The organism is Bifidobacterium intestinale (assembly GCF_023656765.1).
GTDB classification, from domain to species: Bacteria; Actinomycetota; Actinomycetes; order Actinomycetales; family Bifidobacteriaceae; genus Bifidobacterium; species Bifidobacterium hominis.
Genome location: NZ_JAMOKR010000001.1, coordinates 507373 through 521058 on the forward strand (window position 1 = coordinate 507373; position 13686 = coordinate 521058).

A 13686-nucleotide genomic window follows, 5' to 3' on the forward strand; every position below is an offset into this window, starting at 1 on the left:
CGGAACGGCTTTACGCCGCCAGCCTAACGTTTACGCAATCCACGAACACGAATCCGCCTGCATTTCCCCATGCGAGAGGATTCGTCATCACCGGCATGTGATAATGACACCATGAAAAGGGTCCACGTTCATTTCGCTCGTTTTGCTGTCGCACTGTGCGCCATAGCACTGCCGCTATCGTTCGCCGGATGTTCATCCAACACGGATTCGAGTGTTGGTTCCAGTCAATCCGAGCAATCGAATTCGCAGCGATCCGACGCATCGCATGATTCGCTTGACAAATCCAGTGTGCCGAGCGTGGTGGACGACTCTCCGCATGGCAAAGCCGTAGCTGCAGTCAAGGCCATGAGTCTTGCAGAGCGCGTCGGTCAGCTTGTCATGGCACCCCTCTACGCGGGATCTGATCCTTCCTCATTGCAGGATCTCATCGTGAACCAGCATGTCGGTTCGGTGCTGATCATCGGCAACTGGAATTCGGGAGCGGCCGGTGTCGCCGCAGCCACATCCGCATTGCAATCGTATGCGCCGGACAATAATCAGCTGTTGATGACCACCGATCAGGAAGGTGGTTTGGTGCAGCATCTTCAGGGCTCTGGTTTCGACCAGATTCCTTCCGCCACTTATCAGGGAACGATGTCGACCGATCAGCTTCGTCAGTCGGCGGCCGTATGGGGTTCCCAGCTTAAGTCGGCTGGCATCAATGTCGATTTGGCGCCGGTGGTGGGCACGGTAACGGTAGATAGGGCTTCCAATGACCCGATCGGCGCACTGTATCGTGATTTTGGTCTTGATGCGGACGGCAATGCCGACCATGCCAAGGCGTTCATTCAGGGCATGGCGGATTCGGGTGTAGGCAGCGCCATCAAACACTATCCTGGTTTGGGTTCGGTGACGGGCAACACCGATTTCACCGCCGACGGCATTCTTGATACCACCACCACCTTGGATGGTGCGGAAATCGGCGCGTTCAATAGTACGCTGGAAGCGAATCCTTCCATGGTGATGATGTCGCTTGCCACCTATCAGTCCATTGATCCGAATAATCCTGCCGTGTTCTCCAGCGCTTTGGTAACGGATTATTTGCGCAATACGGTCGGATTCCAAGGTGTCATCACTTCGGATTCTTTGTCCGCCACTGCGTTGGGCGGCATTCAGCCAAGTGATTTGGGGGTGCGATTGGTCGATGCCGGAGGTGATCTTGCCTGCATTGGCGCTTCCGATTATGTTCAACCGATTTTGGATGGGCTGAATGCAAAAGCCGCGGCCGATTCCGCTTTTGCAGACAAAGTAACGCAGTCCGCGATTCGTGTGATGACATTGAAATACAGCATGGGACTCGCTTCTTGATTGCGAAATATTGATTGCGGAACATGCAATCGAATATCTTCAGTATAGGAATAATCGCAAGCAAGCAACATAAATATAAGAAAAACAATCCCCGTCTTCCGAAATGAAAGACGGGGATTGTTTATGTATGGCCGTTAATTTCAGCAACAGCAACTGGTGTTGGGATGCTTGCGATCGTATTCCTCTCGCATGCGCCAATATTCACGTTCGGTCAGCGGGGTTTCGCCGGGATGTTCGCTTGCGAAATGCTCCAGATAGTGGTCGTATTTCGCTTCTCCACTGAATTCGCGCACATACCAGACGAATCCGGCCTTGGCTTTCAATAAGGCGGACCAGATTCGTCTGACCATGGTGGTGAGTCCCTGCATCAGGCTGCGGCCTGTTCCTTCTGCGCCAGCTCGTAGCTCTTGGCGGCGTATTCGCGCTGCACCTTCTTTTCGAGCTTGGTGGCGATCAGGCTGGACGGTGCGAACCATTCGGATTCCACGAACGGCTCCTCGGACGTGGTTTCCACACCGAACTTGCCCTTGGCAAGAATCTTCACGGTCTGGTAGATACCGATGACCAGGAAGACTCCCATCATGACCATGAAGAACACGGAGAGCACGCCGTCAAGGTACGCATTGGAGAGTGCGGCCTTGGCGTTGACCAACGCTTCGCCTTCCAAAGTGCCGCCATCGATCAGCGCCTGGTACTTGGAAGCGGTGGCGAAGTAACTGATCGGTCCGACGATCTTCTGGAAGTCGGCGGTGAAGGTCACGGCCACATCCCAAACGAGAGGAACAACAGGAATCCACAGGTACTTCTTATAGCCAAGCTTGGCCACGCAAACGGTGACCAGCATGAAGCATGCGGCGGCAAGCAGCTGGTTGGAAATACCGAAAATAGGCATCATGGCGTTGATACCACCATTCGTATCGCACACGCCGACCCACAGCAGGCCACCCCACAGGGCGGTTGCGATCAGCGTGGTGATGATGTTGCCCGGTTTCCATGTCGGATCAGCGAACTTCTTCAGCTTGCGCACGTTGCCCAGCAACTCACCAATCTGATAACGGGCCACGCGGGTGCCGTTGTCAACGGTGGTGAGGATGAACAACGCTTCGAACATGATGGCGAAGTGGTACCAGAAGGCCATGGAGTCATGACCGCCGAGGTAGGACTTGAGGAAGTTGGCCATACCCATAGCGAACGTGGTGGCGCCGCCGGTGCGGGAAACGATGGTGTTCTCGCCAATGTCGGAAGCGGCCTGCTTCAAAGCGTCGGCACCTTCATAGGTCTTGGCATTGCCGTTCTCGTCGACAGAATCCCAAGTGACCTTCATCTGGCTGCCTTCAATGTCGGAAACCTTCATCGAATCCACGGCCTTGACCGCGGCCTCAGCCTGCTCGTCAGGAGTGGAAGTGGCGGTCAGGGTCACGCCGGAAGCGGTGGAGATCTGCGAGGCGGACATGTTCGTGGAGAAGTAGACGCCCTGGGAAATGGTGATGGCTGCAATCAGTGCGATCACGGCGGTGAAGGATTCAACCAGCATGGAGCCGTAGCCGATCATGCGGATCTGGTTTTCCTTCTCCACAGCCTTCGGGGTCAGGCCGGAGCTCACTGCGCCGTGGAAGCCGGAAAGAGCGCCGCACGCGATGGTGATGAACAGGAACGGGAACAGGTCGCCTGCAAAGGTCGGTCCCGTGGAGGTGGACGCGAATTCAGTCAGAGCCGGCATCTGCACGGACGGATTGGCGATGAGAATGCCGAGCACGAGCAGCACAAGCGTGCCGATCTTCATCAGCGTGGACAGGTAGTCACGCGGGGTGACGAGCAGCCAGTGCGGCAACGCGGCGGCGGCGAAGGAGTAGATCACCAGTGCGATAACCAGTTCCTTGGCGTTCAACGTGAACACGTCGGCGATTGCCGGAACGCTGGAGATCCAACCGCCAGCGATGATGTCGATCACGAGCAGCACGAAGCCGAGCACCGTGGTTTCGATAACGCTACGATGCAGGAAACGCTGGAAGCAGCCCATGATCAAGGCGATCGGAATGGTCATACCAATAGAGAACACGGCCCACGGCGAGGAAGCCATGGCCTTGATGGCCACGAGCGCAAGGAATGCCATGGCGATGGCGGTCATCACGATCAGGAAGATCGATAGGATAGTGCCGCCGAACTTGCCCATTTCGTCGGTTGCCATCTGGCCGAAGGAACGGCCGCGACGCTTGGCGGAGATCCACAGCATGAGCATATCCTGCACGGCGCCGGCGAAAATCACACCGAGAATGATCCACATCACGGACGGCAGATAACCCATTTGGGCGGCCAGAATAGGACCAACAAGCGGGCCCGCACCGGAAATGCCGGCGAAATGCTGGCCGAACAGCACGCGACGGTCGGCACGTTCGAAGTTGGCGCCGTCATGCACGCGCTCGGCCGGCGTCGCGTTCGCATCGTCGGTACGCATGATCTTGATCTGAATATAATACGCGTAGAAACGGTAAGCGATCGCGTAGGAGCACAATGCCACAACCACGAACCAGATGGCGCTGATCTGCTCGCCACGGGAAACCGCCAGAATAGCCCAACCAATAGCGCACACAATGGCGATGGCGGCCCACAGCAGGGCCTTCGGCCACGTCCACGCCATCTTCGGCTTCACACCGACAGGGAGCCCCTTCGAATTGCGGATGACGCGTTCCGCCTCCTCAGGCGTGTAATCATCCTTGAACTCCAGTTTGCCGGGCGCTGGAACCGCGGCATTGGCAGTGCTTGCTGCACTAGTCATATTGTTCTCTCTCGTTAGATATAACTCTTCGATACAGCCAGAGCCGCTCAACACAGCTCCTTATCGGCTAAAGAAAAAGAGTAGGCTCGTCAATCGCATCAACGCATTTCTTCTCACGATATGGGATATCAGCAATAACAACTGTGGAAAATCCCTATAAAACGCACTTCAATTTTGAGGAATCCTGCAAAATGGATAATCAAACAAAAACAAGCTGAAGCAATGCCATATATATGGCGGTGCCTCCGGCGATGGAGAGCAGCATATTGCGTTTCCATATGTGCAGTATGACGATTACGGCGATGGCGATCGCTTCGGGAATGCCATGGCTTCCGGCAAAAGGATTGACATTTTTAAGCGAATACACCACCAGCAGTCCGGTCATGGCGTACGGAAGCACGTTGCCGAGATAGTCGACGATACGCAGCGGCTTCTTTGATTCCGGGAAAAGCATGAACGGCAGAAAACGGGTGATGATGGTGCCAAGTACCGCCATCAGTACGGTAACAATGCCCTGCCATGTGGTCATGATCATGAACGTGCCTCCCCCACTTCGTTTCGGTCCGCAGCAAATCCGACCTCACCATCGGCATCATCATGTTTCAGATCATCCAAATACGGACGCAACACAATGAACATCACCAGCATGGCGATCAACGACGGAATCATGAAATTATCAGCGCCAAACAGTGCCAGGCAGATCACCGGCACCACAATGCCCGTCAATGCCGCCATATGGCTTTTGCGTTTCGTAGTCAGCCATTGATCTACGAAAATGACCACGAACAGCGCGGTCATCACAAAGTCCAAACCGGTCATGTCGAACGTCAATCGCCCGCCGACAATGCCGCCGAACGTCGCCCCAGCCACCCATGAAACCTGATTCAGCAGCGACACGAAGAAATAAAACCAGCCGCGGTCGACGCCTGCCGGTATCTGCGCGCTATTGTTGACTGCGAATGTCTCGTCGCACATGGCGTAGATCAAGTACGGTTTTTTCGCCCCCATGTTTTTGAAACGCTCCAACATGGACAGACCGTAAAACAGGTGCCTCGTTCCCATCATCATCGCCAGCATAAGCGTGGCGAACGGATTGAATGCGGAAACCAGCAGATTCACTGTAACGAATTCCATGGAACCGGTATAGATGAACGCGCTCATGCACAGCGGCCATAGGAACGAAAAACCACGCGCGCCCATAAGCACGCCGTACGACATGGCCAGAAAGAAGAAGCTGACGCAAATCGGCAGCACTTTGGGGAACGCGGCTTTGAGCGCATGCGTCCTCACTCCCCCACGCTGCTGGCTCATCCGCATTCCTCTCTGCCTTACACGGCAAGCTTCATATATGGCTGCAATACCTTGCGATTGTTTAATTGTTCAACTGCCCAATTTATGGTACCGACATTCATGTTTCGCAAACACCCGCTTGCATATCGGCATTGCTTATAACGCGCTTAATCCTCTCGACCTATTCCGCCTCCTGCGAAACATGGCCATGCGTTTGACTTCGAGTACTCGAGGTTTCTATCTTGGCAACAGAGCGTTTTTCCAAGGAGAGTTATCAATGAGCGACATGCAAGAGGTCCGTCAGGCATTGCTGACCGGCGAACGCGCCGAATTTCAAGCATCAGACAAACGGTATATTGACACGATTTTCGACGATGGCGAGTCGCCGTTGAAGCATGCGCATGCTATTGAGCTTGAGTCGAGTTCATTCAAATGGAAGTATCCGCTGTGGTATTGCTCGGATATTTCGGCGAAGAATTGCACGTGGTTCGAGATGGCACGCGCAGGCGTGTGGTACACAGACAACATTCGCGTCGAGGATTGCACATTTGAAGCGCCGAAGAATTTCCGCCGTTGCCATGATGTTTCGTTGAGGAACGTTGATTTCGTCAATGCCGAGGAAACATTGTGGGATTGTTCAAATGTTTCACTGAATAATGTGAGTGCACGCGGTGATTATCTAGCAATGAATTGTTCTGATTTCAAGGCTGATAATCTGCGTTTGGTTGGCAATTATCCGTTTGATGGCGCACGCAATATTGAGATTTCGAATTCTCGATTGATTTCCAAGGATTGCTTCTGGAATTGCGAGAATGTGACTGTGCGCGATTCGTTTATTGCCGGCGAGTATTTGGCTTGGAACTCTCGTAATGTCACGTTTGAGAATTGTACGATCGAAAGTCTGCAGGGCTTGTGCTATGTGGACAATCTCGTGTTGCGTAATTGTCGTTTGATCAATACGACGCTTGCTTTTGAATATTCGAATGTAGACGCTGATATTCACAGCACCGTCGACAGTGTGTTCAATCCTTCGTCTGGCACGATTCGTGCGGATGCCATCAAGGAATTGACGCTTGATCCCCTGAAGATCGATCCGAACAAGGTGACGATAATTACCGACAACAGGTAAATATCATTGTCAATCAAAAAACAATATTTGAGGAGCTGCAAATTATACTACAGCTCCTCAAATATTTTTTATGTCACCAAGCAATCGTCGCTTTACTATTGGTCACAGATTGTCCGTGTCAATAACAATGGTGACCGGACCATCATTGATCAGTCCAACGCGCATGTGCGCTCCGAAGCGGCCTTCGCGTACTGGCACACCGCCGGATCGCAGCGCTTCGTTGAATTTGATCCAAGTAATGTTGGCATGTTCCGGCTTGCCCGCTTTGACGAAGCTTGGGCGGTTGCCTTTCCTCGCGTCGGCAAACAACGTGAACTGTGAAATGGACAGGATTTCACCGCCGATGTCTTTGATGGAACGGTTCATTTTGCCTTGCTCGTCTTCGAAAACACGCAGGTTGAGGATTTTGTGGGCAAGCCAAGAAATCTGCTCCTCACCATCCTCATCGGTTACGCCTACGAGCAACATGAATCCGGGTCCGATCTGCTGAGGTTCGAAGGTGGGGTCAATGGTGCCAAGTTCGTTGACAACGTCAACACTGGCTTGGCTCACTCGTTGCACTACTACTTTCATAAAACCCACCTTACCGCGCGATCAGTTTCGCCTTGGTATCGGCCGGCTTCAGTAGAGCTTTTCGCCGTTGAGCTGCTGGCCCACCAAAACCATTCAGCAGATCGTCCCTGCCTCATGTTTGTCAGTGTGTGCTATGCGTCGATGCCGCGCGTCGCACAGCGACCGAAGCCAGCAAACCGATGAGCAGCATGCAGCCTGCCACCAAAAGTGTCCAACGGTTGCCCTCGATGAACCCGGAAGTCATCGCATCGGCGATTTTCGGCGCTTCCTCACCGAATTGGGCCGCCGGTCCATCTCCGCTGCGGAACGAGCCAATTACACCGCCAGCCGAGCTACTGACCGCCTTGGCCAGTCCCAAGCCAACACCCATAGCGCGCCCCATGGCGGAGTTTGTTCCGGATGAGGTGACGGAGATATCGTGGAAGACGATGGCATATCGGGCTGAAGCTGATGTTGGAACTTAGATGGCTGTTCCATGATGACGTTTCCTCTCATAGTCATAATGCAGGGTCTGGCATGTTTGACTGCCGCCATACTACTACGCATGGCGTTGCGCGCTCACTCATCCAGACGATTCAGCCTTGATGTTTAGCCATGGGGAATAATCCATGTCAGACATAGACTTAGGTGACGTGCCCGTCACGGAACCAACGGAACCCGGCTATCGGGATTCCATGGTTCCGGTTCCTGCATCACAATCTGGAGGCGGCACCCTCGTCGATGAGCCAAAGCAGTTCCTCGCCATCGGCGTAGGAGCTTGGCGCATGCGGATTGTTGCGTTGCGCGAATGCTGCAGCAACCGCATCCGCCTTGCGCGCTTCGGATGTGAACACCCACGTGTGCTTCGATCGTGCGATCATCGGCACGGTCAGCGTCAGGCGCAGTGGCGGCGGCTTAGGTGAATCGCGCACACCGGCGACAAGCACATGCGGATCGTCGATCTCCGACTCGCCATGGTCGGGGAACAGGGATGCGAAATGCGCGTCCGGTCCCATACCGAACATGGCGATGTCCAAAGCTGGATTCTCACCCAACTGTTCAATGAGTTCACGCTGGTATTGCGCGGCGGCTTCAGCCAGTACCGCATCAGTCTGTTCGGGTGATGCTGCCGCGACGCTTTCCAAGTTACGCTCATCGGACGGCATCGCATGAATGTTGCCTGCCGGCATACGGCCGTCGTCAACCAGTTTGCCATACCATGCCTCACGCGCCTGCTTGGCGTTGCGGTCGTCACTGTCGGCTGCCACGAATCGTTCGTCGCCCCACCATACGTGCACGCGGCTCCAGTCCACGGCATCGTTCAATGGGCTCGCGTTCATGGCGTCGAACACTCGGTTGCCGTCGGTTCCACCGGTCACGGCAATGTCAACGCGCGTGCGATTCGGTTCCGACAGATAATCGGTGATGGTCAGCAGCGTGCGTGCGGCCACGGCTTCAGCCAGAATCTGAGGATTAGGATATACAACGGTGGTACGTTCTGCCATATGCTCTTCCTGCATTGTTCCTTTATTGTTTGGGGGAATCGATTCAGTGCTTCGGATTGATAAGATCCCAGCCTTGAGTCACCACTTCGGCATAGATCTCGTCCGGATAGAGACGCCCCAGCTCCTCGCTCAGACATTCCTCAAGCGTACGCGCGGGTACGCTGATGGTCTGAGGCGATTGACCGGGCACGTTCTGCACTGCAATGCCATCATCGGTGGAAGGACGTTCCAGACTCAGCACGCCATCGGAACGGGTCAGATACACGCCGGTCACCGCAGTTGCGTTCGGATCGTCTTCCACCACAACAGGCACGTTCAAACGAAGACGAAGCCATGCGGCCAGCAGGTCCATCGGCAGATAATCCTTCTTGCCGGTCACGCGTACACCGCTTACCGGCAGATGCGGAGGCTGGTCGAGCATCGAAGCCAGCATGGCACGCCATACGGTGAGCCTGGTCCACGACATATCCACGTTCTTCGACGACCAGTTACGACGCAAATCATCCATCGTGCGCATCGGATTCGACGAATGCATGGCATCGGTGATGCGACTGCGTGCCATGGAACCCAGCAAATCGTTCGACAGGTTCGCCGGAGCTTCGTTTGGCCACCAGGCCACCACCGGAGCATCCGGTACCAACAATGGAATCACCAACGTGTCAGGGTGGTGAACCAGCCCGCCAATCGGACGCAACACGATGATTTCGCCCGCGCCGGCATCGGATCCGAAACGCACTTCAGCATCGAGGAAGGTGCGCTTCTTACCATCTTCCGCATTCATGTCAGCCTTGCGCGAGTTCGGTGCAATGGCGATCACACGGCAGGGATGCTCACGGCTGGCGTTGTTCGCCACGGCGAGATCATGCTCCAGCGACGTCTCATTCGTGGAGATCAGCAGTGTGAGCACGCGCCCCAAAGCCGCTTCGCCACGTTCCTCGTGTAATTCATCGATTTTCGCCGAAATCTCACGGGTTTCGGTGTTCTTCATGGTAATGATCACGGCATCCTCCAACGGTGTCCATCGCGGGCCAGCATTTCAACGGCTTCCTGAGGGCCCCATGTTCCGGAACGGTACGGTTGCGGCTGGCCAAGCGTAGACCAGAACTCTTCGATCGGATCGAGGATCTGCCAGCTCAATTCCACTTCACGCGTGGTTGGGAACAGTGGCGGGTCGCCCAGCAATACGTCAAGAATCAGACGTTCATAGGCTTCCGGAGACGATTCGGTGAACGAACGGCCGTAACCGAAGTCCATCGACACGTCACGGACCTCCATCGACGTGCCACCCGGCACCTTCGCGCCGAACCGCATGGTCACACCTTCATCGGGCTGCACGCGGATCACGACCGCATTCTTGCCGAGCTCCTTCGTTGCGGTCGACTCGAACGGCAGATGCGGGGCGCGCTTGAACACCACGGCAATCTCCGTGACACGCTTACCTAGACGTTTGCCCGTACGCAGATAGAACGGCACGCCGGCCCAACGGCGCGTATCGACATCCAAACGGATCGCCGCATACGTCTCGGTCGTCGACTCCGGATCGATGCCCTTCTCATCCAAATACCCCACGACCTCATGCGAACCCTGCCAACCGGCCGCATACTGGCCACGCGCCGTATGCGCCGCCAGATCCTTCGGCAAGCGCACTGCGGACAGCACCTTCGTCTTCTCCGCCGTCAGATCGGAAGCGGAGAACGAAACAGGCTCCTCCATCGCCGTCAACGCCATAAGCTGCAGCAAATGGTTCTGGATGATGTCACGCGCCGCGCCGATACCGTCGTAATAGCCGGCACGACCCGCCACGCCGATATCCTCGGCATGCGTGATCTGCACGTGGTCGACGTAATTGTTGTTCCAGATCGGCTCATACATCGCGTTCGCGAAACGAAGCGCCAGAATATTCTGCACCGTCTCCTTACCGAGATAATGATCGATACGGAACACGCTGGACGGGTCGAACACCTCGGAAACCACACGGTCAAGCTCTTTCGCGCTTGCCAAATCGTGACCGAACGGCTTTTCGATGATCACACGACGCCAAGCACCCTTGTCGGACTTCGCCAAACCGCAATCCGCCAACTGGCGCGATACCTGCGGGAACGCGCGCGGCGGCACCGACATGTAGAACGCATGGTTGCCTCGCGTGCCACGATCGCGGTCGAGCTCGGCGACGGTGTTCGACAGTCGTTCGAACGCCTTCGGATCGTCGAACGTGCCTTGCACGAAACGAATGCCGTCGGCGAGCTGTTTCCATGTCGCCTCCTTGAATGGAGTACGGCAGTGCGCTTGCACGTTTTCCTTCACGAAATCCTTGAAATGATCCTCGGTCCAATCACGACGTGCAAAACCCGTCAAACCAAAGCTCGGCGGCAACAGGCCACGATTAGCCAGATCATAAATGGCAGGAAGCAGCTTCTTGCGTGACAAATCGCCGGTCACGCCGAAAATCACAATACTGCACGGGCCTGCAATGCGCGGAAGTCGAAGATCGCGCGGATCGCGCAGCGGATTCGTCCACTCTTCAGGCGTGCCAAGTACGGATGAAACAGTTTCAGTCATGTGCTTCATAGTATCGCCAACACGTCACGGACGGCAGTGACCATCCGAAAAACGTCCTTTCCATATTTTGTGAAAACCCACAAAACCAGCCGTTCCTTGGCAGCTGTGAGTAATGTCACAATCGATAGCCGCTATATTAATCCGCAGAAAAATCACATAATCCGGCGAACAGACGGCTGAATCCTTCTCGCATGGTGCTTCGCGGGCAAGCCACATTGATGCGGATGAAATCACGCCCATTGCCGCCATATTCGGCACCTTCGGAGAACATCACCCGGTGATTGCGTTTGAGATGTTCGCACAACAGAGCGGTATCATGCGTCAGTTTCGAACAATCGACCCACAGCAGGTAGGTGGCATGGCTTTCGATCAAGGTGATGCGTCGTTCCGGTGCGGCGGAAGCGTTGTATTCGTCGATCATGGCTCGCGCTTCGGCTTTGTTATCGGCCAGATATGCGCGCAATTCCTCAAGCCATGGCTCGCTTTCGTTGAAGGCGGCGAGCGTGGCGGTCATGGCGAAAGCGTTCGGCTCGGCCACTTCATCGGTATTGAGCGCGCGCCATACTTTATGCTTCAGCACGGGATTCGGGATCATTACGGCAGCCGTGTTAAGACCAGCGATATTGAACGTTTTGGTCGGTGCCATGCAGGTCACGGAGTTCATTGCGCACCGCTCATTCACCGAGGCAAAGGGCACGTAATCATATCCCGGATCGGTAAGATCACAATGAATTTCGTCGCTGATTACGGTCACATGATTGTTCCAGCAGAGCTCGCCTATGCGTGCGAGGGTGTCGCGATCCCAGATTCGGCCTACGGGATTGTGCGGATTGCACAGAATCATCAGCGTGGTTTGCGGATCAGCCAACTTGGATTCCAGATCGGCCCAGTTGATGGAGTAATGTCCGGAACCGTCATATCCCAACGGCGATTCAAGCACTCGGCATCCATTATTGATAATCGAATTGAAGAAAATGTTGTAGACCGGAGTTTGGATAAGCACATTCTCGTTGGCAGTGGTGAGTTTTCGTACCATGCTGGAGATTGCCGGCACCACGCCGGTGCAAAATACCAACGATTCCGGGTCGATATCAAGATTGTGCCTACGACGCCACCAGTTAACATATGCCTGATTCCATTCAGGAGGAACAATCGAATATCCGAAAATACCGTGGTCAAGACGCTGTTGCAATGCGGCTCGGATCTGTGGAGCGGTTTGAAATTCCATATCCGCCACCCACATGGGCAGCGCGCCCCCCGCCTCTTCCCACTTGAGCGAATATGTTCCGGAGCGGTCTATGGGAGTGTCGAAATCGTAAGTCATGCCATCAAACTTAAGGACTTCAAGTGGACGAAGTCAAATGCAAGCTGTGAATGATCATGGTTTCACAACATGCATTTTAATGACTTTGTCGGTCAGGCCGCCCTGTTGCATAAGTTCAAAAACATGGCCTTTCGGATATTCCATGCCGGTTCTTTCGCGTTCATGCTGACGCACCCATTGTGAACGAACCAAACCAAAATAACCAATGTAAATGATGTATTGCTTTCTATGCGAGAAGTGCATGAAAACTGTCAATCAGTCAGCCCAGTCGAAAAGTTCCGGACCGTTGCGTTGCAAATGGCGTTACTGCATGCGCATTGACTACCATGAACATCAATACTTAAGGAAGGTGGTCTTATGGCATATGCGTTGATAACGGGGGCTTCGAGTGGTATTGGACGCGAAATGGCGGCATTGTTTGCGGCCGACGGGCATGATCTCATCATCACGGCACGCAGGCAAAGCAAGCTCGATGAAGTGAGACGCACGCTGGAACATCGCTATGGCGTGCATGTGGAAACGGTCGCACTTGATTTAAGCGAGTCTGACGCACCGCAAAAGTTGCATGATTACACGGTTTCGCAGGATTTTGAGGTGGATCATCTCGTCAATAACGCCGGTTTTGCGGATTGGACGGGTTTTCTCGACGCCGACTGGCATCGCCAGCATGAGATGATGCAGCTCAATATGGCCGCGTTGGCTGAGCTTACGTACCGTTATGGTCGTGACATGCGGGCACACGGACACGGCAGAATCTTGAATATTTCCTCTGTAGCTTCGATGATGGCAGGCCCATATATGGCGGTGTATTTCGCGTCGAAGGCGTTCGTGCGCTCCCTTTCCGAAGCGGTGGCGTATGAGCTGCACGATACCGGAGTGAGTGTGACCTGCGTATGCCCGGGGCCAACATCCACAGGGTTCGCCAAGGCCGCGAACATGCGTGGCATGAATTTCTTTACACTGACCAAACCGGCCACCGCCTACCAGCTTGCCGTCTATGCTTATCGAAAGATGAAGCAGGGGCGCACGCTTGCCTACCATGGCTATCTCACCAAAGCCGGCGCGACCGCGGAACGGCTGCTCCCCCGCGCCCTGACTCGACGGGTCGCCGCAGTCATGAACGGAGGCGATCCGCACAACCAACATCGCTGATGATTCGCCAGGCAACTCAATGGAGCCTTCACGCCCAGACAGACCCGCCTTC

The 13686-nt window shown here is 54.8% G+C and carries 14 protein-coding genes; 3 read left to right on the forward strand and 11 right to left on the reverse strand.

Going from position 1 to position 13686, the window contains the following annotated elements:
* Positions 1–111 precede the first annotated feature (111 nt).
* Entirely contained in the window at positions 112–1347 is a 1236-nt protein-coding gene (locus NBH13_RS02270) for a glycoside hydrolase family 3 N-terminal domain-containing protein (protein WP_250778750.1), read from the forward strand.
* A 140-nt stretch (positions 1348–1487) separates the two neighbouring features.
* Here the strand turns inward: NBH13_RS02270 and NBH13_RS02275 are convergent, their stop codons facing one another.
* From NBH13_RS02275 to NBH13_RS02290, 4 genes are all read right to left on the reverse strand, one after another.
* A complete protein-coding gene (locus NBH13_RS02275) occupies positions 1488–1697 on the reverse strand; it encodes a YbdD/YjiX family protein (protein WP_099571151.1) in 210 nt (69 codons plus the stop codon).
* 17 nt (positions 1698–1714) lie between these two features.
* Entirely contained in the window at positions 1715–4123 is a 2409-nt protein-coding gene (locus NBH13_RS02280) for a carbon starvation CstA family protein (RefSeq protein ID WP_250778751.1), read from the reverse strand.
* 199 nt (positions 4124–4322) lie between these two features.
* Complete coding sequence (locus tag NBH13_RS02285) at positions 4323–4658, reverse strand: branched-chain amino acid transporter permease (RefSeq protein ID WP_250778753.1); 336 nt, start codon at positions 4656–4658, stop codon at positions 4323–4325.
* Positions 4655–5440 (reverse strand): AzlC family ABC transporter permease, encoded by a 786-nt coding sequence (locus tag NBH13_RS02290; protein WP_250778755.1) that lies wholly within the window; start codon positions 5438–5440, stop codon positions 4655–4657. The genes NBH13_RS02285 and NBH13_RS02290 overlap by 4 nt, the downstream gene beginning before the upstream one ends.
* 259 nt (positions 5441–5699) lie before the next feature.
* On the opposite strand from NBH13_RS02290, the gene NBH13_RS02295 reads away from it, so the two are divergent.
* A complete protein-coding gene (locus tag NBH13_RS02295) occupies positions 5700–6542 on the forward strand; it encodes a DUF3737 family protein (RefSeq protein WP_316102751.1) in 843 nt (280 codons plus the stop codon).
* A gap of 102 nt (positions 6543–6644) precedes the next feature.
* Here NBH13_RS02295 and dtd read toward each other — a convergent pair whose 3' ends face one another.
* The 7 genes from dtd to NBH13_RS02330 all read right to left on the reverse strand — a co-directional run bounded on the left by dtd (position 6645) and on the right by NBH13_RS02330 (position 12737).
* Entirely contained in the window at positions 6645–7115 is a 471-nt protein-coding gene (gene dtd / locus NBH13_RS02300; RefSeq protein WP_144164611.1) for a D-aminoacyl-tRNA deacylase, read from the reverse strand.
* Positions 7116–7236: 121 nt separating this feature from the next.
* The gene (locus NBH13_RS02305) at positions 7237–7497 is read right to left on the reverse strand and encodes a hypothetical protein (RefSeq protein ID WP_250778758.1); all 261 of its coding nucleotides are present in this window, start codon (positions 7495–7497) and stop codon (positions 7237–7239) included.
* 310 nt (positions 7498–7807) lie between these two features.
* Positions 7808–8599 carry a 6-phosphogluconolactonase gene (gene pgl, locus NBH13_RS02310; protein ID WP_144171301.1) on the reverse strand — a complete coding sequence of 264 codons (792 nt, stop codon included), beginning with the start codon at positions 8597–8599 and terminating at the stop codon, positions 7808–7810.
* Positions 8600–8642: 43 nt separating this feature from the next.
* Entirely contained in the window at positions 8643–9599 is a 957-nt protein-coding gene (locus NBH13_RS02315) for a glucose-6-phosphate dehydrogenase assembly protein OpcA (protein ID WP_250778760.1), read from the reverse strand.
* Positions 9596–11167: a glucose-6-phosphate dehydrogenase gene (gene zwf / locus NBH13_RS02320; RefSeq protein ID WP_374110572.1), complete on the reverse strand. Its 1572-nt coding sequence runs from the start codon at positions 11165–11167 to the stop codon at positions 9596–9598. The genes NBH13_RS02315 and zwf overlap by 4 nt, the downstream gene beginning before the upstream one ends.
* 127 nt (positions 11168–11294) lie before the next feature.
* Positions 11295–12482 carry a MalY/PatB family protein gene (locus NBH13_RS02325; RefSeq protein ID WP_250778762.1) on the reverse strand — a complete coding sequence of 396 codons (1188 nt, stop codon included), beginning with the start codon at positions 12480–12482 and terminating at the stop codon, positions 11295–11297.
* Between the two features lie 54 nt (positions 12483–12536).
* Complete coding sequence (locus tag NBH13_RS02330) at positions 12537–12737, reverse strand: hypothetical protein (protein WP_250778764.1); 201 nt, start codon at positions 12735–12737, stop codon at positions 12537–12539.
* 102 nt (positions 12738–12839) lie between these two features.
* Between NBH13_RS02330 and NBH13_RS02335 the strand changes: the two genes are divergently transcribed.
* Positions 12840–13634 (forward strand): SDR family NAD(P)-dependent oxidoreductase, encoded by a 795-nt coding sequence (locus NBH13_RS02335; RefSeq protein WP_250778765.1) that lies wholly within the window; start codon positions 12840–12842, stop codon positions 13632–13634.
* Positions 13635–13686: the final 52 nt, after the last annotated feature.